General features: G+C 40.2%; 20 protein-coding genes. 8 read left to right on the forward strand and 12 right to left on the reverse strand.

Annotated elements, in window-relative coordinates; all coding sequences use genetic code 11:
* Positions 1-985, reverse strand: a 985-nt coding sequence (locus tag FJR04_RS00540; protein ID WP_168490809.1) for a hypothetical protein, incomplete at its 3' end; no start/stop codon positions are given.
* A gap of 530 nt (positions 986-1,515) precedes the next feature.
* Between FJR04_RS00540 and psaA the strand changes: the two genes are divergently transcribed.
* From psaA to FJR04_RS00560, 4 genes are all read left to right on the forward strand, one after another.
* Entirely contained in the window at positions 1,516-3,774 is a 2,259-nt protein-coding gene (gene psaA, locus FJR04_RS00545; protein WP_168490811.1) for a photosystem I core protein PsaA, read from the forward strand.
* 168 nt (positions 3,775-3,942) lie between these two features.
* Positions 3,943-6,174 (forward strand): photosystem I core protein PsaB, encoded by a 2,232-nt coding sequence (gene psaB / locus FJR04_RS00550; RefSeq protein ID WP_168490812.1) that lies wholly within the window; start codon positions 3,943-3,945, stop codon positions 6,172-6,174.
* A 217-nt stretch (positions 6,175-6,391) separates the two neighbouring features.
* Positions 6,392-6,949 (forward strand): CAP domain-containing protein, encoded by a 558-nt coding sequence (locus FJR04_RS00555; RefSeq protein ID WP_371717152.1) that lies wholly within the window; start codon positions 6,392-6,394, stop codon positions 6,947-6,949.
* Positions 6,950-6,967: 18 nt separating this feature from the next.
* Positions 6,968-7,831 carry an alpha/beta fold hydrolase gene (locus FJR04_RS00560; RefSeq protein ID WP_168490814.1) on the forward strand — a complete coding sequence of 288 codons (864 nt, stop codon included), beginning with the start codon at positions 6,968-6,970 and terminating at the stop codon, positions 7,829-7,831.
* Positions 7,832-8,062: 231 nt separating this feature from the next.
* Here FJR04_RS00560 and FJR04_RS00565 read toward each other — a convergent pair whose 3' ends face one another.
* The 6 genes from FJR04_RS00565 to carA all read right to left on the reverse strand — a co-directional run bounded on the left by FJR04_RS00565 (position 8,063) and on the right by carA (position 14,204).
* The gene (locus FJR04_RS00565; RefSeq protein ID WP_168490815.1) at positions 8,063-8,365 is read right to left on the reverse strand and encodes a DUF1816 domain-containing protein; all 303 of its coding nucleotides are present in this window, start codon (positions 8,363-8,365) and stop codon (positions 8,063-8,065) included.
* A gap of 85 nt (positions 8,366-8,450) precedes the next feature.
* Entirely contained in the window at positions 8,451-9,338 is an 888-nt protein-coding gene (rlmB, locus tag FJR04_RS25995) for a 23S rRNA (guanosine(2251)-2'-O)-methyltransferase RlmB (protein ID WP_371717154.1), read from the reverse strand.
* A gap of 651 nt (positions 9,339-9,989) precedes the next feature.
* Positions 9,990-10,469 carry a ribonuclease III domain-containing protein gene (locus FJR04_RS00575; protein WP_168490816.1) on the reverse strand — a complete coding sequence of 160 codons (480 nt, stop codon included), beginning with the start codon at positions 10,467-10,469 and terminating at the stop codon, positions 9,990-9,992.
* 455 nt (positions 10,470-10,924) lie between these two features.
* The gene (locus tag FJR04_RS00580; RefSeq protein ID WP_371418246.1) at positions 10,925-12,265 is read right to left on the reverse strand and encodes an RNA-guided endonuclease InsQ/TnpB family protein; all 1,341 of its coding nucleotides are present in this window, start codon (positions 12,263-12,265) and stop codon (positions 10,925-10,927) included.
* Positions 12,266-12,533: 268 nt separating this feature from the next.
* Positions 12,534-12,905, reverse strand: a complete 372-nt coding sequence (locus FJR04_RS00585) for an STAS domain-containing protein (protein WP_174763489.1) — start codon at positions 12,903-12,905, stop codon at positions 12,534-12,536.
* 129 nt (positions 12,906-13,034) lie between these two features.
* Positions 13,035-14,204, reverse strand: a complete 1,170-nt coding sequence (gene carA, locus FJR04_RS00590) for a glutamine-hydrolyzing carbamoyl-phosphate synthase small subunit (RefSeq protein WP_168490822.1) — start codon at positions 14,202-14,204, stop codon at positions 13,035-13,037.
* A gap of 262 nt (positions 14,205-14,466) precedes the next feature.
* On the opposite strand from carA, the gene FJR04_RS00595 reads away from it, so the two are divergent.
* Positions 14,467-15,501, forward strand: coding sequence for a TIGR02281 family clan AA aspartic protease (locus FJR04_RS00595; RefSeq protein ID WP_168490824.1), 1,035 nt, complete (start codon positions 14,467-14,469; stop codon positions 15,499-15,501).
* On the opposite strand, the gene trpD is transcribed toward FJR04_RS00595, so the two are convergent.
* The gene (gene trpD / locus FJR04_RS00600; protein ID WP_168490826.1) at positions 15,431-16,477 is read right to left on the reverse strand and encodes an anthranilate phosphoribosyltransferase; all 1,047 of its coding nucleotides are present in this window, start codon (positions 16,475-16,477) and stop codon (positions 15,431-15,433) included. The two genes, FJR04_RS00595 and trpD, sit on opposite strands and share 71 nt — an antisense overlap.
* Before the next feature lie 13 nt (positions 16,478-16,490).
* On the opposite strand from trpD, the gene FJR04_RS25800 reads away from it, so the two are divergent.
* Positions 16,491-16,634: a hypothetical protein gene (locus tag FJR04_RS25800; protein WP_217359196.1), complete on the forward strand. Its 144-nt coding sequence runs from the start codon at positions 16,491-16,493 to the stop codon at positions 16,632-16,634.
* 92 nt (positions 16,635-16,726) lie between these two features.
* On the opposite strand, the gene FJR04_RS00605 is transcribed toward FJR04_RS25800, so the two are convergent.
* On the reverse strand, positions 16,727-17,572 hold the full coding sequence (locus FJR04_RS00605) for a DNA adenine methylase (protein ID WP_168490828.1): 846 nt from the start codon (positions 17,570-17,572) through the stop codon (positions 16,727-16,729).
* Between the two features lie 89 nt (positions 17,573-17,661).
* On the opposite strand from FJR04_RS00605, the gene FJR04_RS00610 reads away from it, so the two are divergent.
* Entirely contained in the window at positions 17,662-18,387 is a 726-nt protein-coding gene (locus tag FJR04_RS00610) for a cytochrome b/b6 domain-containing protein (RefSeq protein ID WP_168490830.1), read from the forward strand.
* 186 nt (positions 18,388-18,573) lie between these two features.
* Positions 18,574-18,801 (forward strand): hypothetical protein, encoded by a 228-nt coding sequence (locus tag FJR04_RS00615; protein WP_168490832.1) that lies wholly within the window; start codon positions 18,574-18,576, stop codon positions 18,799-18,801.
* Between the two features lie 52 nt (positions 18,802-18,853).
* On the opposite strand, the gene FJR04_RS00620 is transcribed toward FJR04_RS00615, so the two are convergent.
* The 3 genes from FJR04_RS00620 to FJR04_RS00630 form a co-directional block, all read right to left on the reverse strand.
* The gene (locus FJR04_RS00620; protein ID WP_168490833.1) at positions 18,854-19,948 is read right to left on the reverse strand and encodes a hypothetical protein; all 1,095 of its coding nucleotides are present in this window, start codon (positions 19,946-19,948) and stop codon (positions 18,854-18,856) included.
* A gap of 68 nt (positions 19,949-20,016) precedes the next feature.
* Positions 20,017-23,433, reverse strand: coding sequence for a virulence factor SrfB (locus tag FJR04_RS00625; RefSeq protein WP_168490834.1), 3,417 nt, complete (start codon positions 23,431-23,433; stop codon positions 20,017-20,019).
* A 50-nt stretch (positions 23,434-23,483) separates the two neighbouring features.
* Complete coding sequence (locus tag FJR04_RS00630; RefSeq protein ID WP_168490836.1) at positions 23,484-26,042, reverse strand: dynamin family protein; 2,559 nt, start codon at positions 26,040-26,042, stop codon at positions 23,484-23,486.
* Positions 26,043-26,049: the final 7 nt, after the last annotated feature.

Raw genomic sequence — 26,049 nt, forward strand, 5'->3', positions numbered from 1 at the left:
CAGTAACTGGAGTCTCAGTTGTATAATTCGGTTCTACAATGCCACGTACCTGTTCCGCTGTCAGTTCTCCCCTGACAATTTTTGACAAGGTATCTTGACCATTGGGTTGGTAATTAATTAACCTGATAGTGGTATTGAAGGCATTTTTCACAGGTTGCCCTTGGTTATCGAGGAATTCTAGTTTTATCCAAGTTTTACCAGGTTGAAAGCCTTTGAGATAAATTGGTTGCCAACGATCAAGAATAAAGCTTTCACCATTGACTGTGCTACGAATGCGCCAATTACTCATTGTATCGTCAGGATTAGTTTCCGCGATACTATGTAACGGTGCATTAGTTAGGTAGAAGTCCAGCATAATTGGTTCTGCACCATAACCACCATTGGGACGACTGTAAGTAAGCAGAGGTAACTTAACATCAGGATTATTGTCCTCGGTTTTCGTCAAAACATGAAATGTGGTTTGGGCATAAGCACCTTCATTTTTAAAACTTTCATGCCACGGACGAGAGGCAAAAACGCGGAGGGTATGTGTACCTGGAGATAAATCTGGCAAGACCACTGGCTGATTTAAGTTGTAAACAGCTATGTAAGGTTGATTATCTAAAATTAGGTGTAAATGGGGTCCAAGTTGCCATTGAGGATCTTTAAATATCGGTAAATCCTTAACTTCTAACTGGACTTTAACTGTATTGTCTTGGAGAATTTCATCTGCTTGGGGACTCAGGATGCTGACTTGGGGTTGATAACCCTCTAAACTAGGGCGCAATGCTTGGATAACATCTGGTGGTGCTGTTTCCGCAAATGTTCCAGAAATTTTCGTGGCAGGTATCGCTTTGACGGGATTTTGCATCAATACTTCTTGACTGCTTGCTGATTCAACACAACTGCCTAATATAACAACTAGCACTAATGTGATCACCCATTTGAAAATCGGGAATCTCTTTGAAAAAAGCTGCTCAAAATTTTTTTTACACCCAGTATTCATGTTTTCCTCTGTTAATATTTTTTAACAATTAACGCAATCATTGTGACGCAAATTATGACCCATGGACTATGAACTGAAAGCATAAATCTATGGCCAAAGTTATAAATTTACCTACTTTTCTCTGATTACAATGCCAAATAAGTGATTTTTGTGACCTGATCATAGGACAAAAAGTTGCTTTTATCTCGCCAAATTTAGCCAAAAATCGCTAAACAGTAGTAGTTTCATCTGTTTTGCGTATCAACTATAAGTTTTACAAATTGTTGTTCTTTGTAAATTAAATGAAGAGTCTATTGACTTTTGGCAATGAATAGGAACTTGTAAAGCAAATTAGGCAATAAAATTGGCGATTTTAAATTATTGTTAAAATGTCTCTGACAATGTGCAAGTTCACACTCTATAATTCAACAGAAACAACTTTTCTTTTCCACACGGCAAGTTCATCGCTTTTTCAGAGAAATCGGAAAACTGCGACTATGTAACTCTAGGTGGTATTCATGATTCCCCATTCCTTATAGAGAGGAGGTCGAATGACGATTAGTCCTCCGGAGCGAGAGGAAAAAAAAGCACGAGTGATCGTTGACAATGACCCGGTTCCTACCTCATTTGAAAAATGGGCAAAGCCAGGACATTTCGACAGATCCTTATCCAAAGGTCCAAAGACCACAACTTGGATTTGGAACCTCCATGCCCTCGCCCACGATTTTGATACACATACAAGTGATTTAGAAGACATCTCTCGCAAGATATTCGCCGCTCACTTCGGCCATTTGGCTGTAGTAGCAATCTGGTTGAGCGGGATGTTGTTCCACGGTGCTAAGTTCTCCAACTACGAAGCTTGGCTGGCTGATCCATTAGGCATCAAGCCCAGCGCCCAAACAGTTTGGTCTATCGTTGGACAAGACATTTTAAACGGTGATATGGGCGGCGGTTTCCGCGGCATTCAAATCACCTCTGGCTTGTTTCAAGTATGGCGTGGCTGGGGTATTACTAGCTCCTTCCAACTGTATGTAACTGCAATTGGCGGCTTAGTATTAGCAGGCTTGTTCTTATTTGCTGGCTGGTTTCACTACCACAAACGCGCTCCTAAACTGGAATGGTTCCAGAATGTGGAGTCAATGCTGAATCACCACTTATCAGTGTTGCTAGGCTGTGGTTCGTTGGGATGGGCTGGTCACTTAATCCATGTGTCTGCACCAATCAACAAGCTGTTAGATTCAGGTGTGGCGATTAAGGACATCCCCTTGCCCCACGAGTTCATTTTGAATAAAGAATTGTTGACAAATCTGTATCCCAGCTTTGCCAGCGGTTTGACACCTTTCTTCACATTGAATTGGGGAACTTACGCTGATATTTTGACCTTCAAAGGCGGGCTGAACCCTGTAACAGGCGGCTTGTGGATGACTGACATTTCTCATCACCACTTAGCGATCGCTGTACTGTTCATCGTTGCTGGTCATATGTACCGTACCAACTGGGGTATTGGTCACAGCATTAAAGAAATCCTCGAAAATCATAAAGGTCCTTTCACTGGCGAAGGTCACAAAGGTCTTTATGAAAATATGACCACCTCTTGGCACGCTCAGTTAGCTACTAACCTAGCTTTCTTAGGTTCTTTGACAATCATCATCGCGCATCATATGTACGCGATGCCTCCCTATCCTTATTTGGCAACTGATTACGCTACTCAGTTGTGTATCTTCACTCACCATATTTGGATCGGTGGTTTCTTGATTGTTGGTGGTGCTGCTCACGCAGCCATCTTCATGGTGCGCGATTATGATCCCGTAGTTAACCAAAATAACGTGTTAGACCGGGTGATTCGTCACCGCGACGCTATCATTTCTCACCTCAACTGGGTTTGTATTTTCCTCGGCTTCCACAGCTTTGGTTTGTACATCCACAATGACACCATGCGTGCCTTGGGTCGTCCCCAGGATATGTTCTCCGACAGTGCAATTCAATTGCAACCAGTATTTGCTCAGTGGGTGCAAAACTTGCATACACTAGCTCCCGGCAACACAGCACCTAACGCTCTTCAAGTAGTTAGTCATGCTTTTGGTGGCGGTATGGTAGCTGTAGGCGGAAAGATCGCTATGATGCCCATTGCTTTGGGTACAGCGGACTTCTTGGTTCATCACATTCACGCCTTCACCATTCACGTTACTGTTCTCATCTTGCTCAAAGGTGTATTGTACGCCCGCAGTTCTCGTCTGATTCCAGACAAGGCTAACTTAGGCTTCCGATTCCCTTGCGATGGTCCAGGTCGTGGTGGTACTTGCCAAGTTTCCGGTTGGGATCATATCTTCCTCGGACTCTTCTGGATGTATAACTCCTTATCAATTGTAATTTTCCACTTTAGTTGGAAGATGCAATCTGACGTATGGGGAACAGTAGATCCAGATGGCACAGTAAATCACATTACTGGTGGTAACTTTGCAGAAAGTGCAATCACCATTAACGGTTGGTTACGTGACTTCTTGTGGGCGCAAGCTACACAAGTAATCAACTCCTACGGCACAGAATTGTCCGCTTACGGACTAATGTTCTTAGGCGCTCACTTTGTTTGGGCGTTCAGCTTAATGTTCCTGTTCAGTGGTCGTGGCTACTGGCAAGAACTAATTGAGTCCATTGTATGGGCGCACAATAAACTGAAAGTAGCACCAACAATTCAGCCTCGCGCACTGAGCATCACTCAAGGTCGGGCTGTAGGTGTGGCTCACTACCTATTAGGAGGAATTGCCACCACTTGGGCATTCTTCCACGCACACATCCTTTCAGTAGGATAAAAATCAGTGGAATTTTGGTGAGGCAGCGCGGTCTTGGGGGTTTCCCCCATGAGCGACTGCCAAACCTGAAAGGATTTTGGATTTTAAGATTTAATCCAAAATCCAAAATCTAGAATCTAAAATTTTACTGACAAATAATGGCTAAAGGTCAGAGGACAGATCACACCTATGGCAACAAAATTTCCAAAATTTAGCCAGGATCTCGCACAGGACCCGACTACTCGTCGGATTTGGTATGCGATCGCTACAGGCAACGACTTTGAAAGCCACGATGGCATGACGGAAGAGAATCTTTACCAAAAGATTTTCGCTACGCACTTCGGTCACTTGGCAATCATCTTCCTGTGGGCATCCAGCCTCCTGTTCCACGTAGCCTGGCAAGGTAACTTTGAACAGTGGATTAAAGATCCCCTTCACGTCCGTCCTATCGCCCATGCGATTTGGGACCCTCATTTCGGTGATGCGGCAATTGAAGCTTTCACCCAAGCTGGTGCAAACAACCCTGTAAACATTGCTTACTCCGGTGTTTACCACTGGTGGTACACCATCGGGATGCGGACAAACACAGAACTATACACTGGTTCAGTTGGTTTGCTCCTGTTGTCAGCATTGTTCCTGTTTGCTGGTTGGTTACATTTACAACCCAAGTTCCGTCCTAGCCTCTCTTGGTTTAAGAGTGCTGAACCCCGCCTGAACCACCACTTATCTGCTTTATTTGGTGTTAGTTCTTTGGCTTGGGCTGGTCACTTGGTTCACGTTGCTATTCCTGAATCTCGCGGTATCCACGTGGGTTGGGATAACTTCTTAACTGTAGCCCCCCATCCAGAAGGTTTAACCCCCTTCTTTACAGGTAACTGGGGCGTTTATGCTCAAAACCCTGACACCGCTGGCCAGATATTTGGTACTTCCACTGGTGCTGGGACTGCGATTCTCACCTTCTTGGGCGGTTTCCACCCCCAAACAGAATCCTTGTGGCTGACTGACATGGCTCACCACCACTTGGCGATCGCAGTTTTGTTCATCATCGCTGGTCATATGTACCGGACTAACTTCGGAATTGGTCACAGCATCAAAGAAATGCTGAACTCCAAATCCGGTTTAATTCCCGGTAGCAAAAGTGAAGGTCAGTTCAACCTGCCTCACCAAGGTCTTTACGACACCATCAACAACTCCCTGCACTTCCAGTTGTCATTAGCTTTGGCATCTTTGGGAACAATTTGTTCCTTGGTAGCGCAGCATATGTACGCTCTGCCTCCTTATGCTTTTATCGCTAAGGATTACACAACACAGGCAGCCCTGTACACACACCACCAGTACATCGCTGGTTTCTTGATGGTTGGTGCTTTTGCTCACGCAGCAATCTTTTGGGTCCGTGACTACGATCCCGAACAAAACAAAGGCAACGTTCTTGACCGAATTTTGCAGCACAAAGAAGCGATCATTTCCCACCTTAGCTGGGTATCTCTCTTCTTGGGCTTCCACACCTTGGGCTTGTACGTTCACAACGACGTAGTTGTAGCTTTCGGTACTCCTGAAAAGCAAATTTTGATTGAGCCAGTATTTGCTCAATTCATTCAAGCTGCTCACGGTAAAGTTCTCTACGGCTTAGACACATTGCTGTCTAATCCCGATAGTATTGCTTACACAGCTTATCCTAACTACGGCAATGTTTGGTTAGGTGGCTGGTTGGAAGCCATCAACTCTGGCACCAACTCCCTCTTCTTAACAATTGGTCCTGGCGATTTCTTGGTTCACCACGCTTTCGCTTTGGCTATCCACACCACCACCTTGGTACTCGTTAAGGGTGCTTTGGATGCTCGTGGTTCTAAACTGATGCCCGATAAAAAGGACTTCGGTTATGCCTTCCCCTGCGACGGTCCCGGCCGTGGCGGTACTTGCGATATCTCCGCATGGGACGCTTTCTACCTGTCCATGTTCTGGATGTTAAACACCATTGGTTGGGTAACTTTCTACTGGCACTGGAAACATCTAGGTATTTGGCAAGGTAACGTTGCTCAGTTCAACGAAAACTCTACCTATTTGATGGGCTGGTTCCGTGACTACCTCTGGGCTAACTCTGCTCAGTTGATTAACGGTTATAACGCCTACGGCATGAATAACCTGTCTGTTTGGGCTTGGATGTTCCTCTTCGGACATCTAATCTGGGCAACTGGTTTCATGTTCCTCATCTCTTGGAGAGGTTACTGGCAAGAGTTAATTGAAACCTTGGTTTGGGCGCACGAGCGTACTCCTCTAGCTAACTTGGTTCGCTGGAAAGACAAGCCCGTTGCTCTCTCCATTGTTCAAGCTCGTGTGGTTGGTTTAGCTCACTTCACAGTTGGCTACATTGTCACCTACGCAGCATTCCTCATTGCCTCTACTGCTGGTAAGTTTGGTTGATCCTGACTACTGATTTTAGGTAAGTAAAAAAAAATCCCCTGCCGCAAGGTGGGGGATTTTTTGTAGAATAGGCGTTTTATTTCTTTTAATGGTAAATTTACCAAATTCAAAATTATCAGGAAAATTACATCTAACTTGGATCTACATAGGCTTTATGATTAATCTATGACGTTTATACTGTTACTTTAGATAATCAATGACTGAACAAAATTTGACCATGATTTCAGATTTGGAACAAAAAGTAATTGCAGAAATGAATCTGGTAAGGACAAATCCTGCAACATATTTACCGATTTTAGAAAGCTGGAAACAGCTATTTCAAGGGACTAAGGTCAAAGTCGCTGAAAATTCTTATTTACAAACCCAAGAAGGGATCATAGCTGTTGATGAGGCGATCGCCTTTTTGAAATCAGCCGCTCCTATTCTTGTATTAAATGCCTCCACAGGAATGTCTTTAGCTGCAAAAGATCACGTCAAAGATCAAGGTTTAAAAGGTGGGATCGGTCATAATGGTAGTGACGGTAGCGATCCCTTTACCCGGATGAATCGCTATGGTCAATGGCAAAGCACCGCTGGAGAAAATATCAGCTATGGTACGAAAACTGCCCAAGATATTGTTATGCAATTAATTATTGATGATGGTGTCCCATCCCGTGGACATCGGACAAATATCTTTAACCCAGCTTTTCAGGTAACTGGTGTTGCTTACGGCAATCACACCACTTATGGCAGTATGTGTGTTATTACTTACGCCGGTGGTTATAGGGAAAAATAAAACTGCAAATGGGGATTTATGGGTGATGCCTTCGGCGATCGCAGCTACCGCACATCTCAGGCTGTACCACTTAATTTCTACATCCAAGGTCAAGGATTTCCCATTCTTGGTTTACATGGTCATCCTGGATCTGGACGTAGCCTCTCCATCTTTACCAATCATTTATCAAAACGCTATCAAACTATCGCCCCAGACTTGCGCGGATATGGCAAAAGTCAGTTTCAGGGTAAATTTGAGATGCAAGATCATTTATATGACCTAGAAGCCCTGTTAGACCAATTAGAAATAGAAAAATGCCTAGTATTGGGATGGTCACTAGGGGGGATTTTGGCGATGGAACTAGCAATGCGTCTACCGCAACGGGTGACTGGCTTAATTCTTGTCGCCACCGCGGCTAGACCTTGGGGCAATCATCCCCGGATTTCTTGGCAAGACAATGTTTATACAGGCATTGCTGGCATATTGAATTATCTAAAACCTAGTTGGCAATGGAATATTGATACTTTCGGCAAGCGATCGCTCTTTCGCTACTTAATTCAACAACACACATCCACAGCCTACAGTTACATAGCTAGGGATGCCGTACCAGCCTATTTAAAAACCTCTCCTGCGGCTACTAATGCTCTCTACAGCGCCATTAGAGCAGGTTATAATCGCATTCCCGATCTCTGGAAAATTCAATGTCCCAGCTTAATTCTTGCTGGTGAACAAGACCGACACATCACGGCCGATGCCAGTTTAGAAACAGCCCGACACCTCACAAATTCTCAATGGCAGTGTTACCCCAATACTGCCCATCTCTTTCCATGGGAAATACCCCAGCAATTACTAGGGGACATAGATCATTGGTTAGCAACCAACGCCCAGGTAATAAAAGTTTAGACTAAGGTTTGCTGATAGCGTAGCGTGGCGTAAGCAATATAATTAACAATTGACAATTGACAACTAACAACGCTTAATAACCCAGATTCAAGACCATTCTGATCTCCTTCTTCCCTGTCACCTGTCACCTTCTCCTAACGAAAAGACTTTTTCTACAAGCCCTAGACTAGGTGTAGTTCGTTCCCAGGATTGGCCTAGGAACGATAACAGCCTATGGAATTGGTAATTAGACTATAACTGACCGCTAAAGACAGGCTTTACTTTACGGTCAATCCATTCCCCCAAATCTTCAGCAATTGTCAAAACACTAGGTTTACAGCGTTTGATATTAACTATAATGCCCTGCGCTCCTTCAATTTCTAAATCTTCTATATAGCCTTTACTTGCTGAGTCCGCTTCCACGGAACTGAAAAATGGTCCGAAGTAGTATGTACACCGAGGGTTCTGCGTAACAATTTCTACCCACCAAGCAAGGCCGAGTCCATTTAATGTATTAATCAACCCTTCTTGGAAGTTATGCCAAATCGTTTTCATGGTTTTCGCCGATTTATAAACGTGTGACTGGGTGTGTGAGAATATGTTAGATTTTTTGTCTTTTACATTTCTTTATACTCTTTTACTATTCTTTTTTCAAAGAAATTGTCTGTAATTTATCAAGGTACAGTGTATTTAGCGATTTTTGACGATAAATTTCGTAAAGTGCCATACCAGTTGCTACCGAAGCATTAAGGCTAGGAGTCTTGCCCTGTAAGGGAATGGACACTAAAACATCGCAAGAACGTTGTGTCAACATACTCAGACCTTCGCCTTCACCACCGACAACTAAAACCACTGGTCCACTAAATTTAACAGTTTGTAATGGTTCACTACCTGTAGCCGCAGTCCCGTAAATCCAAAAACCTTCTTCTTTCAACTGCTCTAAAGCGCGACCGAGATTTACAACTCTAGAGACAGGAAAGCTTTCTAAAGCCCCGGCTGCCACCTTCACCACCGTTGAAGTAATTCCGGCTGCCCTTCTTTGGGGAATCACTAGACCGTGAGCGCCAATAGCTTCTGCTGTGCGAATAATTGCCCCTAAGTTGTGGGGATCAGTAATCCCATCAGCAACCACAATTACAGGATCAGTAACAGATTTAGCCTGACTAATCAAATCCTCTAATTCAATATAGGAATAAGGAGCAATTTGAGCAGCTATCCCTTGGTGATTTGCCCGACCAGTAATTTGGTCTAACCGCATTGGTTCAACTTCATCAATAACTGCACCATTATCCTTAGCTTGCAAAATCAAATGATGAAATCTGGGATCATAACGGAGACGGGTAGTAATCCAGAGACGGTTGATACTACGTTCATTTTCCAAGGCCGTCAAAACTGGATGACGACCGTATATGAGATCACTCTCTTCTGTAGATGTAGATGTAGATGTAATTTCTGAAGATTGCTGGAAAGATTGGTAAGAGGGACGATGTCTACTGGAAAAAGATTTCCCTTCATTTGCTAATGTGATTTCTGAGGATGGTTCAGAAGAGTAACGGGATGAGCGGGGTTTCGCAGAATAGGATTTCCCTTCATTTGCTAATCTAATTTCTGAGGATTGCTCAGAAGAGTAGCGAGATGAGCGGGGTTTTGCAGAATAGGATTTCCCTTCATTTGCTAATCTAATTTCTGGAGATTGCTCAGAAGAGTAGCGAGATGAGCGAGGTTTTGCAGAATAGGATTTCCCTTCCTTCGCTAATCTAATTTCTGAGGATGGTTCAGAAGAGTAGCGAGATGAGCGGGGTTTCGCAGAATAGGGTTTCCCTTCTTTATCTAATCTAATTTCTGGAGATTGTTCAGAAGAATAGCGAGATGAGCGAGGTTTCGCAGAATAGGGTTTCCCTTCCTTGTCTAATCTAATTTCTGGGGATTGTTCAGAAGAATAGCGAGATGAGCGGGGTTTACCGTCACTTTTGCCTTGATTACGGATAGGGTGAGGGACAACGCGCTTACCTTTAATTTTCACAGATTGACCACGCTTAGATTCGCCACTATTATTGTATTTTTTGGGTTGACTTGTCATATGAGTATTGAGGTTTTATTTAGATGAGTGAACAGCCCGATGACATCAATTTAATGAACCATTACAAATCAGTTTCCTATCACCAGATGTAGCTTTTTACTATTTCTCTAGATGGAGTTTTTGTAATAATTCGGTTAAACGGGGGTAATCAGTAAGATATAAGTAGCCAACTAAGGTTTCTAAACTAGTTGCTTGTTGATAAATTTCGGGATTCAGTCGTTTATGACGAACCGTGGCAGAGTTACGACCTCTGCGAACAATTTCTAATTCGTTACTCCTCAAGTAAGGAGTTAACATTCGCAAATGTATCGCTTGTGTTTCTGCTCTTACCTGATCCACTACTGAACGATGGTAATTTTCCAGTCGCTGTTGTGGCCACAGGTAAAACATTCTAACATATAGTTCATAAATTGCATCTCCCAAGTAGGCTAAGGCAGAAGGAGATATCTGTTTTATTTGATCTGAGGATATTTGCTGGGGTAGTTGCGTTGTATTTATCAACCATGGGTCAATATCTGATGAATCCTGCATGACAGTTTCATCTTCTCCATTTTGGCCTGTTTCCTCCTTGGACTTCACAGATTAATCATTCCTTAATAAAGCACTACATTGAGAGATAATTTTCACAAACATTGCTCTAATTGCAAAAGTAATGTTCGCGTACCTAGCATATTCCAAACTAGCAAAAATTACCAAAAATTACTGATCTTGTTTTCTGAACTCTTGGGAGTTGTTCTTGTCAGTTAGCTGAACACAACAACTTTTCAAGCTATTTAGCAGATTGTCCGAATGATTCAGGATTATACTTCCCAGTATTTTTGGCTGGGAGAGGTAAAGCCATAGTGGTGTTATGGGAACTGTATATTTACTAATAGACACATCTGTAAATTCACAACAAACCTTGATAAATCAAGGACGTAAACTAATTCACGGATAAGTTTAATAGAGAAAATGAAACTATGAACACGCAACAAATACGGTATTTCTTTACCAAAGATTTAGGATTGCTATATCTATAGTAATATGAACTACCTCTAGTTAGCTTCGCTTGAACTAGAGGTTTCTACATCCTCTAGTTTGTTATTAGCAAAGTCCCCTTGAGATTTTTGACGCTTCTTTTCCCCTAGTTGCCTCATGCTTCCCGCTTTTTTGCGGGTGCGTGAAGTAGAGCCAGAAAGATCAGCGTCTACGAGGCTAGTTCCTAACCCCGGTAGAGTGCCTTTTGCCCAATAAAGCATGACCTCAGCAGCAGCAATATCCCTGTCCTGAACATACCCACAAACACCACACTGATGCTCTCGTTTATCGAGTGTTTTCTTGTGCTGATTTCCGCATTTTGGACAGGTTTGACTGGGTTTGACTTGACGGGTTGGGACTTCCACGAAGACACCACCAATTTGTTCTACTTTGTATTTAATAGATGCTCTAAGCATCCCAAAACCCACGTCAAGAATTGATTTATTTAACCCAGCTTTTTGCTTTTTGCGCTTACCTTTTTTCGCTTTACTAGTCATATTCTTAACTTCTAGTTTTTCCGTTGCAATGAAGCTATTACTGCCGATTATTTCTACTGCAACTTGATGTACCCAGTCTTGACGTTGATTAGCAACTCGTGCGACTAGTTTACTAACTTTCAATTGGGCTTTTTTATATCTTCTAGAAGCTTTGATTTTTTTGTTTCTATTTGGTGCGCGTTTACGTCTCTTCTCCTTAGAAGCTTTTTTGATTTTCTGTTCAGCAATTCTATAAAACTTAGGGGCATCAATTTGTTGATGATTTTCCCCGTCGGTAATTGATAATGCTGATTTACACCCTAAATCAATTCCTACCGCACCAATGGGTAAAGTTTTTGGTTTTAGGGCTTGCTCTAAAACATTAACTGTTATAGAGGCGTACCATTTGCCATTGCGAAAAACAATAGTGCAAGTAGTAGGTTTCCCCCAATATTTGGCTTGTCCACGCATTTGAATCTTGCCAATTTTGGATAGATTCAGATACCCATTCTCGCCATTAGATTCTACTTTAAACCCAGCAGAATCTGGATATGTCCACCCCGAATAATGCCTGATTGATTTGAATCTAGGGCGTTTACCCAACCCTTTAAACCAGCGTTCAAAAGCAAAATCAACCCGCTTTAAAGTCGCCTGTAAAGCATGGCTAGGAAGCTCTTTGTATTCTACCCAGACTTCTTTAAACGCTGGCAAACAATTTTGTTGCTCAAAATAATCAACCTTGTGGTTAAACTTTTGATATTGGGTAAACCTGTTATTGACTGCGGCGTTATACAAGTCTTTATGTAACTTCCGGTGATACCGCAATTTCGATTCAGTTGTCTGATTTGGATATAACCGGAAAGTCATACGTCTTATCGCCACAGTAAATATTTACCCTCTGTTTAAAATCTGTAGAATAGAAAGATTGGTTATTTTCGCTTCGCTGCAATAACCCGCTCTAACCCCTACCCTATGGGTACATTGAGGGTAGGGACTGCCGCGAGTAGTTCAATTTTATTTAACCTTCAACATAATACATTAAATAGATGTTAAGTAGTTACTGTGAAGAGATAGATTTTTCCTATAGGCAAAAATTAAGCTATCCAGATTTAACATCGGATAGCCTAATTCAGATTTTCCAGTTAAGCAATCAAGATGCTGTGATGTTTTCTAGGGCTGCATCAACTGAAACTTGTAGGGCGAGAAACTTCTCCAAGCGAACAAGCTTAACCGTTTGGGTAACACGGGCATTAGTGACAATTTGCAAAGTGCCTTTAGCTGTTTGAGCCTGTTTGGCTAGTTGTACTAGCGCACCCAAGCCCGAACTGTCTACAAAGTCTATTTGTGAAAGATCCAAAATTATGTTTTTTGGGCCTTCATCAATTTTACTGCCAAGTACCTTACGAAATGTCGGCTCAGAAAAAGCGTCTAATAAACCTGTGAGGCGGAATAGCTGACAGTTATCCCGGACTTCGCGTGTACCTCTCAGGCTCACGGTTAGATTTAGTGGTTCAGCTATAATTTCCTCCTCATTTTTTTTACTAAAAGTAAACGTTCCAGTATAGATGGTTTGTGAGCAAGTTGTCTTGGTTGGGGGGTTGGCAAAGATTTTTACCAATTACCATCATGACATTTTTTATTTTTACTCAAGCTAGGCGTTACTCGCTCCGCTCGTTGCTTGCCGTGTTGCTTGCATTTGGATCACAAACTGCTCAAACAAGTAATCAGCATCATGGGGTCCAGGACTGGCCTCTGGATGATACTGAACAGAAAACACAGGTAGAGACTTATGACGGACTCCAGCGACTGTCAAATCATTGAGATTCAAATGACTGATCTCAACGGTTGCCGTTGGTAAGGAGTCTGGATCAATGGCAAAACTGTGATTTTGGCTGGTAATTTCCACTCGTTGTTTTAAGCCAGCAGGTTGATTTAAACCCCGATGTCCAAATTTTAGTTTAAAGGTTTCTGCGCCAAGAGCATGACCTAAAATTTGGTGTCCCATGCAAATGCCAAATATTGGTTTTTGACTTGAGAGCAGGGCTTTAGTGGTGGTGATACCCTCTGTTACTGCTGCGGGGTCTCCTGGACCGTTGGAGAGGAAGATACCATCTGGATTGTATTTGAGAATTTCTTCTGGTTGTGTATCGGCAGGAACAACTATGACGCGACAACCATAACTGGCTAGACGACGCAAGATATTCCGCTTTACGCCAAAGTCTAAGGCCACGACGGTAAATGTTTCCCCAATTTTAGCGATCGCTTCGGAGTTAAATTCCCAAGGGGTGGTGGTGGCTTCATGCCATTCATAAACTGCTGGTGTCGTTACTTCTTTAACCAGATTTAATCCTGTCATGTTGGGAGCAGCTTGTACCATTTCTAACAATTCTACTTCGTCGAGAATTGCTGTAGAAATGCCGCCATTCATTGCTCCAACTGTGCGAATTTTCCGGGTGATAGCGCGGGTATCTATGCCGTATATGCCGGGGACGCGATGCTGTTGGAGGTAATTTGGTAAGGATTGGCTGGAACGCCAGTTACTAGGTTTGTGACAAATGTTCCGAGCGATCGCTCCTTTGACATAGGGTTTAGCAGATTCCTCATCTTCGGGATTAATGCCAGTATTGCCTAATTCTGGATAGGTAAAAATGACAATTTGACCGCAATAACTAGGATCAGTTAATACTTCCTGATATCCGGTCATCCCAGTATTAAATACGACTTCTCCAATGGCGGTTTCTGTAGCACCGAAAGACCAACCACGATAAGAAGATCCATCTGCTAAAACAAGTAAAGCTGGTATTGCGTCAGACAGGGACATAGGTAATGGGGGAATAGGGGGCTGGGGACTGGGGATAAGTAAAAGTTTTTTGTAGGCGCGAATTGTGTCGTTAGGCTATTTCAAATTAATGTTTGCCCCAGTTTGCGACTGCGATTGTTTATTATCCCATGAGTTAAGGTCTTTAGATTTGAGACTGGAATTAATTAAAAATTAAATGGTTAAAGAGTAGAAGTAGAGCATCTTTAATTCTGTGGGGAGAGTACACTTGGAAAGAGCAGCCAGGGCGGTTAAAACATTTAATATGCTTCAGTCTTTTTTGTCCCGTACAGCCCTCATTTCTGGTTTCGTTAGTTTAGCGGTTTTGACTGTTGCTTGTGAACAAAACCAGCAAACAACAGCACCTGTTGGATCTAAATCATCTTTATCAACTGGGAGTTTGGCAGCGATCAAGCCTTCTAGTCAAGTTAAACCAGCATCAAAGCCCCTAAAACCTGCGCCCACTCAATTAAGTGCTTTTGAAATGGCACTAAGCAAAGCCGCTGGTGCTAAGAGTAGCAGTAAATCTGCAAATACAGCAGATGATTGGAATTTGGTGATAAATCAGTTCCAAGAGGCGATCGCTTTCATGAAAAAAGTCCGGCGAGATAGTCCCAATTTTCCCTTTGCTCAACGCAAAATCAAGGAATATAACCGTCAAATTGCACTTGCTCGCCAAAAAGCTCGACCTCGCAATTGGATATCTTCCATTACTGAGCCTAAAACTGTCGTAATTGAAGTTCCCAAAGCACAAACTACCGTTACAGTTCCTCCCCATCCCGTCATCAAAGCTCAAAAACCATCATTATTAAAACCAACTTCTCCTGCATTGGCGATCGCTCCTTATCACAATGAGGTATTTATTGCCCCAATTAAGCGACGCATTGGTAAAACACCAATTATTGAAGTTACTTTTAATGGTACACAGCGATTTGAGATGATTGTAGATACAGGGGCTAGTGGGACTGTGATTACCCAGAAAACAGCAGCGGCTTTGGGAGTAGTACCCGTGGGAAAAACTAGAGCTAATACCGCTAGTGCTAAAGCTGTAGAATTTGCCATTGGCTATCTAGATTCAATGGAAGCCGGGGGGATGATGATCAATAAAGTCCCAGTAGCGATCGCTGGTACAGAATTAGATACAGGATTATTAGGGCATGACTTTTTTGGTAACCACGATGTCACTATCAAACGCCATGTTGTCGAATTCCGTCCCCAAATCAATGAAGTTAATTCTGTAGGAATTGAACCAAATCCTCCAGCTTTTTCCAGGGGCTACCGCTTTGTAAAATTTCCCTAGCTACAGTCACCCCTTGGGCATGATTTAGCAAAGGAACTGCACCAGCTACCTGTAACGCAAGGGAAGCATTAAGCGCCACTATATCCTGTTGCGCTATTGTCCCCTTCCCTTGCAAAACTTCCTTGAGAATAACTGCATTTGCTTCTACATTGCCACCTTTTAAAGCCGTAATAGGGGCAGGTGTCACGCCTACTTCATCAGGATCAACAGTGGATAAGTGTACTTGACCATTGCTTAATATTGCCAAATCAGTAATATCCCCTAAACCAGCCTCATCTAATTTTTCTCTCCCATGTAGAACAATAGCTGTTTGTGTCCCCAATTGATTTAAAGCTTCTGCAATAGTTTCTATCAGTTGGGGATCAAATACACCAATTACCTGACCGGTTGGAGATAGGGGATTTACCAGGGGACCTAGTAAATTAAACACTGTTCGCACCTTGAGATTTCGCCGTAATGGGGCAACAGCTTTAAGTGCTGGATGCCAACCAGGGGCAAATAAAAATGTAATTCCTACCTCCTCTACTGCTGCTTGAACTTTTTCACTCGTAGCAGTCAAATTAATTCCTAATGCTTCTAAAACATCAGCACTTCCCGTCAGGCTAGAAGCTGAACGACTACCATGTTTAGCCACAGGTATACCAGCCGCTGCAACTACAAAAGCCACCGCTGTGGAAATATTAAATGTTGATGCTCCATCACCACCAGTACCACAAGTATCAATTAACCGTAGGGGCGGGGTTTCCCCGCTCTTAGCTCTCGGTACAGAAGATAGAGATTTCAATACTTCCGCCATTCCTGTCAATTCTTCAGCACAAACACCTTTGAAGTTCAAAGCCATTAAAATTGCCCCTGATAGTTCTGGGGGAATCGCTTCATTGATCCATCCTTGCATCAATTCGGCTGCTTGTGTGCGGGTTAATGATTGACGTTCTAATAATTGTTTGAGTAAGTTAGACCAAATAGTAGAATCCATGCTGCGGTTTTTTATGACACTGGATGTGATTTTACCGAAAAATGGTTATCTGTTTCGCGCGATCGCTTTTAGTGGCTATTTGATGCGAAGAGAACGAACCGCAGAGGCGCAGAGGACACAGAGGAAGAGAAGAAAGAGATGTTTTGATCTTATTTAGTGAGATCCAGTCAGCCAATCGCAAACTCTGTAGGGGCGCAGGGTCTGCGCCCTCGATTGTATTTTATCCTAGTGATAACTGCTATATGGTGTTTAAGCCGTAAGTTGAGATTTTTCTGAATATTGGTTAATTTTATAATTACTAATAAATAGTTCTTTGCCTTTTTCAGCTTTTTTCTGTTTATAATTATTCATCCCATACTGTAATTCCCATTCTAGGATATTTGCCCAATGAAAATTATCTCTAATTTCTGGAGAATCATCATAGGTAATTAGCCACTGATGAGGGCATTCTTTTAAAATTTCTGCAAATCTGAGATGATCAAAACCAGTGTGTAAATTTCCTCTTTTCCCATACAGTTTAGATTTTTCAGCTTTAAAATAGGGGGGATCTAAAAATATAAATACATCATTGCCACCCATATTTAAAATTTGACTATAATCTAAGTTAGTAATTTTAATATCTGTCGTTAATATGTTTTCTAACTTCTGCAAACGATCTATTGATGAATGTGTAAATCTTGTATGAAAAGACTCTAAAGAAAATCCACCTGATTCTATAGTTCCCGAAAATGTAATTCTGTTAAGAACAAAAAAGCGCACTGCTCTTTCTAAATCTGATAAAGTATTCACATCTACACTCGCTAATTGGGTAAATAGTAATTTCCCATCTTTTGAGTTTTCTTTAATTTGACGAATTTCAGAAACTAATTTCGATAAATCAGATTGAGTAAAATGCCAGAATAGAAATAATTCCTGGTTTAAATCATTAATAGAAATCTTTAAATTAGGGAATTTTTGTTTTAAGTAAATAAAGACAGAACCACCACCAACAAAAGGTTCTCGAAATTCAGAAAACTTTTCAGGTAAATATTCAGAGATTTGCTTGACTGCTCTTGACTTTCCACCAGGATAACGGAGAGGACTTTTGATATTCATTGTTTCCGATGTTTGAGACGTGATAATATAAATTTTATATTTTATATCTACATCAAAATTAACCTTCTTAAAAACTACAATATCAGCTTATGAATCGTTCAGCCCCTTATCAACCCTTGATATTGCGAATCCTGCATGGTATCAGCGGAGTTTTAGTAATTGGTGCAATTATTAGCGGATTCTTAGTTTACAATACTTTTGACAAAAGATTTGGATATATTCCAATTCCCAAAATTAATCCAATACAAGATATTCATGGGACATTAGCAGTATTTTTCTTGATTTTACTGCCATTCTTTGCACTTTATAGCTTTCATGCTGGAAAAAGACGCTTACTACAACCAGACTCAATCCAAAATCTAACTCAATTCGGTAAACCAATTTGGTGGATAAGTCTGCAACGTTTAGTAAATACTAAAATCCTAATTGCTGCTGTTTTGGCAGTAATATCTGGCAGAATGATGAAAGAAGAATGGCTACCTATAGGAGAACTTGATCATATTTGGTATTATCTTCATCTAATAGCTTGGGTAATCATGATCTGCTTTTTAGCAGTTCATGTCTTGATGTCAGCTAAAGTTGGTGGTGTGCCATTATTAATATCAATAATATCATGGGAATTCCGCGCAGAAGATAGTCCTGCTAACTGGTACACTCGTTTGCGTGGTTGGTTAAATAATTTCTCTCATAATATTCAAGGAGAAATTAATCAGTTTATGGGGGGTAGTTTATTATTGAAAATAATTGAGGTGATTGTATTGGGGGGAATTATCGCCGCATTTGTTTTACCATTATTTTTTTCAGGTAGTGAATAAGTAAATTTAGACATCAAATAGACGCAAATATCATTCTTGGCATTTTAGAAAAACAGCAAATTGATACATTTTTCTAAATCAATTTTTATCTCTAAAGTTGCATAAGTCAAAATACCTATAGCAAGATATCTAAGGGTTTAAGATATAGCAAAATAGGATGACATAAGTTGTGACAAGGATAAAAATATGAAGCGTATAGCATCAATAACTCTATTAGCATTTTTGGGAACTACCGCTTTCGTTGCAATATTCAAAAATTCTCAAGACATAACGACATCACAAGTCATATTTGCTAAACAAAACCCGACTATACTCGTTCCAGCACCTACACCTACACCCGTACCAACCCCTACACCTACATCCGTACCAACCCCCACACATCCACCGATACCTACACCTATACATCCATTTTAGGATCATCATTTTGGTATTTTCAGTTTTTAAGAAAACAAAAAATATCCTGTAGTTACCTTAAAGTCCGAAATATAACTCTTCCTGGATACTCTTGCTGATTAATGCGGGCATATACTCGTAAACAAGTTAATACTTCACCAGGATTACCACCACAGTCTAATTGCAAGTCATCTTTAGAAAATTCACAGACATCAGCATACAGTCCTGATAATTGCTTAAGTCGGACTTCATTACCTACTTTTATCGCTTTATCAGCGGCTTTTCTGAGGAGACGACGGGATTCTTTTTGTAATTTTCCCCACCAAGAATAACGTTCAGCAGGAGGAATAAATACTAAGGAATGAATGGCTTCATCCATGTCAATCCAAGCACATAAGTTGAGGACTGTATCAGTATTTTGATCGGATTTTTGAGTGCGGTGAAAGCGATCGCTTAATGCGTCAATATATTGATTACGTTGTTCTGATTTGGAATATAAGGAAATTACATCAAAGCTAAAAACACTTTTTAAAGCATGATGTAAATCTGGTTCTATCTCAATAAATTTAATATATAAAAGTAAAAATCCGGCTATTAAATGAAGATTCTCAGATAAATGAGTTTGGGCAATTCCTGAATTTGCCAGTGCTTTTTGAGATAAACATAGTCCTTTGACTTTAACTGTACCACTCAAGCCTGGATAAATAATTTCATCACGCACAAATGGTAATTCATAAAGATTTTTATTATCTGCAATTGCACCTAATTCTTCTGCCAATTTTAAAGCCATTTGTCGCCAAGATGTGGCTAAATCTTCAGGAACACGCAATAATTTTCGGTGAATTTCATTCCATATTTCAGCATCAGTTTGGCTGTGGATATGAGAATTACCCAGATAATAATTTAATTCAGGATCGTAATTAAAAGCCTCTTTTAATTTCAATAATTTTAATTCATTTGTTGACTGAGGTTTTTCTGCTATGACTGGTATAGGTTGTAAGAGATGATCAAGTTCTTGGAGTAGTTCTTCGCATATCCCAATTCCAGAATCTAAGGGGTATTCTTGATGGGCTTTTGTTAAAGTTGCGGTTAATCCATATAAATTAAACCGTAAGATTTTGGCTAATTCTGAGTTTTCTGTATTTAGTAGTTTATATAAATGTTGCATGGTTTTGTGAGGATGAAAATAGAAGATTGTAGATCCCCGACTTCTTGAAAAAAGTGGGGATTTTGGACTTAATGAATCCCACAAAAAGGATCACGTTCTTTATCAACTTCATTAGGTTGTAATTCTAATTCTGCCCGATAAACACATCCTTCTTTTTGGAGACATTCTTGATTATTAGATGTCCAATAAGGAACTGCACCAGCGTGCATTCTTAATATACCTTTGTTATCAAGAGTTATATGATATTGACAAGGGTAATCTGTAATAATGTCTGGTTTACTGAGTGTACCAATACGTATCCATTTTTTAGTATTGGTTTCATTATCAGTTTGATAAATATAGAAGGTATGTTGACCACTTTGGGGGAATGGTGGTAAGGGTTTACTAATTAATCCTGTTCCTGGTTGATTAACACCATCTTGTAAATAATGAAATGTTTCCATCAATTTACTATCATTATTATCAACTGCAAATACTAAATGATAAGCATGAGGTTGATCAACAGTTGCTGACTCTAAAACATTGACGGCTATATCACCATCATTTAAGTTATGCGGTAGATTCTCAATGGCAATATTCCATTTTAAATTACCATCAGCAAATAGGGTATTTTCAGCAGACTTAGATATAACAGAATTGATATTAATTCCCGCTACATCTATTAAATAGTGAGGATTACCTCGACATAGTAAAACACTAAATTGTAAAGCTTGATCAATCTCAAATTGGACTTTGATTTTTTTGAGAAAGTCCTGTTCTTCCATGCCTAATTTATCCATCAATATCTTACCATCAAAACTCCCCCACAAGCGAAAAGTTCCATTTTCATAATCTTGACGATGGATAATATTAGTTAATTGTATACCCTGCCAAGGTGTCCGCACTTTCGCAACAGTGTCCCAAGGTGCAAGTTGATATAGTTCTTGTCCTGCGCTAAATATGGGTAATGGTTCGTTACTTTGGGTTTTGCGTTTGAAGTTGCAAGGAAGATAATAAAATAGGTTTTTGACATCAATTTCTAATTGATTTGCACCTTTCCGCAACAGATTTTTAGATTCTTCCGGATCAAATCGAAAGCGACGCAGTTTTTCGGCATAACAAGCACCTGCGGAGGTGGCAATTTTTGTAAATTCTAAAACAAAGGTAATCCGTTCTGGATTCCAAACAAAATATGGTGATTGACTAAATTCTTCGTAAATTTGTTGTTGAACAAGATCAAGATTACAAGTTTTACCAGAAAGAATTAACCAATCTACTTTTTGATTAGTTTCAGAATTTAGACGGCTTTCCATTAAACCTTTAGCAATACCAATAGCTTCCTTAATGGACGACATAGCAGATCGTTCAAATTGCTGATTGTCTAAGGTTAGAGAAATAGATTCAGGGCTTCTAACTTGAAATTTAACTGAACTTTGGGCGAGAAGTTCACCAATTTGCTGTTCATTTAAAGTGAAGGTTAATAAAGAACTGTCTGTGGGTGGTTTTTGTCCTAATTTGAGTTTAGCGGTTTCGGCATGATCCCACAATGTGTAAAATGTTTGGAGGCGTTGGGGTGCTTGTTGCCAGCGAGTTGGTAATACTTTTTCGGCTGTATCTAGGGCATCTTTAAAGGCTACATCACCTTCGGGATTTTCTTTATCTATACATTTCAACAAACTGCCAGTTTTAAATTTTCCATCTTCTAAAAAACGTTCATTTAATTCAGAGTTAATTAAGTCTTCTAATTTGTCGCTTTCGATATCACCTGTAGTCACTGCGGTGAGAAGAAAATCGGAAATAGCAACTTTTAAGAGGCGGAATATTCGTAAAGTAATTAACTCACCACCTAATTGTAAATGTCCAGAAGAACCTAATAGTTTAGGAGTAAGTTTATAGTAACGTCCTCCTAAGCCTCTATCTTCATTATCTGCAAAGAATGGGGTTTTATCTTCGAGAGTAAGTTCAATTAAAGCTAAGTCTGTTGTTCCGCCACCAATATCTAAAACGAGGACATTTTGTGACCATTTATTGCCGTTTTGACGACAGCGAGTTTTAAAAGATTCAATGCCAATATTGAGATTACCGCCAAATTCTCGCCAGAGGAAAAATATAGCCACAGAAACGGCTTCGTCATAGGCTGTTTGCACATCATCAATGCCTAATTCCTGTACCAATTGCTTAATTTCTTTGCGAACTACTGGAGGGGCAACAGCGGGATAGGTAACAACTGCTGTTAAAAAATCACCTTCCGAAAATCTGCGTCTAGCCCGTTGGCGATAGTCTTCTGTTAGTTCGATTAATTGCGCCCAAGCTGCTTGAATTAGTCGATTAACTTGAATATTTTCTTCATCTTCTTCTAAGATAACGGGAAAAGATCGATCTTGTCCAAAATAGCGTTTGGGTGAATGGTGAAATCTACTAATAATTTCTTTGACGGAAATACTTGATCCTTGGGCTATCGCTTTTTTTCGATTATCTCTTGCGTCTCTCCCCATTCGCAGTTTTAAGGGAATTAATTCTGATATTTCCATTTCACTGGGAATTTCGGTATTTCGCCGATCAATATCTAAAACTACGGGAATTAAATTTTGTGATTCTAATGTGGGAACACGAAAAACTTCATGATAAATGGAATAAAGTTTTTTGCTAACAGCCCGTCGAAATCTATCACTTGTTCCTAAACATAATTCAATTTGGCGAATTGCTTCTAAAAAAAGTTCCTTGTTATCAATTTCAAAAATTTCACTTAATTGATGTGATTCTATTTCTAAGTTTTTGCTAATATCAGCAAGGAATTTTTCCCATTCGCTGCCACTAACATCAATTAAAGCTAAATCAGGGGGAGAATTTAACCATTCGGCCATGCGTTCTCTTAATCTCAGTTCTTGTTCTCTGGGTAAAACTTCAGCAATAGGTACTTCAATAGGATCAAAAAGTGTAACCGTGGAGTTAGAAGTTCCAAAGTCTAAAGCTAACCAACCAGGGAATCTTTTTCTTTGTTTTTCGTTAAGTTTTTCACTAAGTTGTTGACTTAAACTATGAAGATATTGGTCAAATTGAGAATGGTTCATGGCTGTATTATTTACTGCAATTGGTAGATTTGATGATGCTTGTAAATTGGGGATAAACCAAAGATCACATTCAGCAGATATGTGTTTAGATATAGATAAAATTGGTTGTCCCACAGCATCAGATTCAAAATATTCAACAATCACCTTTAAAGTACAATCAACTACTGTCATTAAAGGTGAATCTAAGAGACAAGGATCTTGTCCTAGTTGACAAATATTAGATATTTGTTTAGGGATAGATGAGTTGAATTGTTTATAGGTTCTTTGAATTTTTGCTGCTAATTCATTTGGTGTGCCTCTAACTATACAGGTAATTCGAGAAATGTAAGAGATGTTGCTATTAATAGAGATAATTTGAATTGAGGGTAGATGCAACTGTGCATTTTCTCTCACACCTAATTTAAAGCTAGGTGGAATCTGAATTTCCACAGGCATTTTTGATTTTCCTTATTTAAGTTGATAGTTAATCACTGAATGCTGACCAATTAAATATAGGTATATGCTTCAGCTTCATTAATTGCGGCAATATCTCCTAAAATTTCTAACCAGGTGGGAATAGCTAATTCAGATTGTGAATCTCTAGCCGCAATATATCTGAGTAATGCTTCTTGTTTAGAAAGGTTTTGCAAACTGGGGATAATTTGATCTAAAATGCCATTGATTTCTATATTTACCTGTTGATTAATCTCACTCACATACTGGACTAGGTGAAGACTGGCACTAGCGGTAATTTCATCTCGTAGTCGCAAGACAAAAAGTTGATGATTGGTATTTCTAGATGGGTTTTGATTTCTCTCAGGAGACCAATCAAAAATTTGCCCAACACTGTGTTTTTCATCTTGTCTAGCTAGGGGAAAAATACTTTCTGGTTTGATGCTTTGATCATTGTTATTTAGTTCGGCAATAATGGCTTCTTTCCATTGACGAGGATCACATCCTAATAACAGTTTATAAAATAAATCTGCTTCTTCTAAACCAAATTTATTTTCAATTTCTTGTTCCATTTCTGGCTGAAGAATGGCTTGCAGTTTTTCCCGTTCTAAGGTGATTTGATGTGCCAATGAGTTTAATAAGTCTACCACAGCTTGACGAATGCGATCGCTCGCAAAACTTTCTAATTCTTTAATGGTTTTCTCAAAAGCTGGATAAAAGTCATCACTCTTAGTTGGTAGGGAATTATTCACCCTATTTCCTCGATCAAATAATTTCCCCGCTGCACCTTTAAATTCAGCTAAGGTAATTGTGCCATTTTGGACTTTATTAAAAAGTAATGTCCATTGACTCCAATTCAAAATTCTCAAAGTTAGTTCATCTTTAATCACATCACTAACTACAATTCCTCTTCTATCTTTAAGTTGTTCTTTTCCTAAACCTTTCTGGAAATTTCTGTAGGTTTTATCTAAACTTTCAATCACCAATCGCAATTCTATTAAAGCTGGAGTATCGGCTGTGGGTATACCTTGTTCATGAATTTCCGCAATAATTTCTTTGAGATATTCTTGTTGTTGACGAATGACATCAGCAGCCCGACGGGTATCTTCATACAATTGCTTTAAGCCATGATTAGCAACATGAGTTTGAATCAGTTCTCTTAATTTACTAATCCCTCCATCTTGAGAAAAATAACCCAATTGTCTGCCTAATTGATTGCGTCCATCTGCGGCTAATAAACCTGTGCTTAAATCACCCCATTTCTGTTGGAGTTTTTTCGATCTTTCTAGATATTCGGGATAATCTAAATTGGCGAGAAATTCCTCTGAACCGGCTTTAACTTGACTGGAACGTTTAGCTAATTCAGATAATCCTAACAGTGGTGATAATAAAACAATCCGGTCTTTTTGAGAAGTAAAAGCCTCTGCACCATCAATGATAGTTTTGAGAACTTTCAATTTTTGGAAAACTGTATTTGTTTGTAAAGGTTGTGAATCTGATTGATTAGCAATTAATAAATCTAGTTCTCTTTCACCACCTTCACTTTCTAAAGGTAGTTGATCAAAACGTCCCACACCCACCAGAATTAAATCCTTGAGGTCTTGTCCGGGGCGTTGTTGCTGCATCATTGTGAAAATTTTATTGGCGCGATCGCTCCCTGGTGATTTACCATTTAGCAAAACTAAAATTGTCTGTACCTGTGCCAATTCTCGCAATGATAAAAAGGTGTCTCTAGTTCCAGAATTAGCTGCACCCAAACCTGGAAAATCTAACAATACAAATTCTTCTGCACCTGTAACATCCCAAATTTCTCTGGATATTTTGACTTCAATATCAACACGACGAATTAAAGGAAAACTGTTTTGTAATAATTGAATTGCTAATCTTTGGGGCGCACTCGGTAAACGAATATGTGCTGCTGGTAAATCCTCAAATTTGAGCGATTGAATCGCTAGAGGCATTTCTGCCAGTTGTAAACCTTCGCGGGCAGTGACATCATCAATTGGGTAAAAGCGACCGCATAAAGCCTCACCATAGGCTTGATAAGCCCGCAAAAATGACACTAACTCCCTGACCAAATAGCGCAATTCTAAATTATTTGAGCTTTTCCAAACTTCTTCACACCAGGTACTAATATCTTTACCACTTCTAATTTTAGCAACCTGTAAAGGTGTTACACTTGCAGCAGTAGCGCGACGGTTTGCTTCTCTGAGCATGAAGTGTAAGCACTCATTTACCCCTTCATGAGATAAATATTCTACAGTGTAATTGTCTACTTGGGTAGTTACAAAACCATCCTGGGGTTTAATATGAATAGCAGTAACATTACCTGTGGTAGGATTTTCGCTGACTGGTAAAGCGTCTGCATAACCAATTAGACTGCCTAACAGTAAACTTTTACCACTGCTAAATTCTCCCATTACGCCGATTTTTACCGGTGATGTTGCCAATTCTACAGTTTTTTCAGCCGCTTCTCGCAGCCGTCGCAGACAATCATCAAGGCTAGTCGGAATCCAATCTTCCTCCTGGGAAGGGCTTTGAGGTACTGAGTCAATTTTGCGGAGGATAAATTCACCGTACTCTTTCAATCGCGCCAGTTTATCTGGTTCCATAGAGTAA

Origin of the sequence: Anabaena sp. UHCC 0204, assembly GCF_009711975.1 — a bacterium.
Taxonomy (GTDB): Bacteria; Cyanobacteriota; Cyanobacteriia; order Cyanobacteriales; family Nostocaceae; genus Dolichospermum.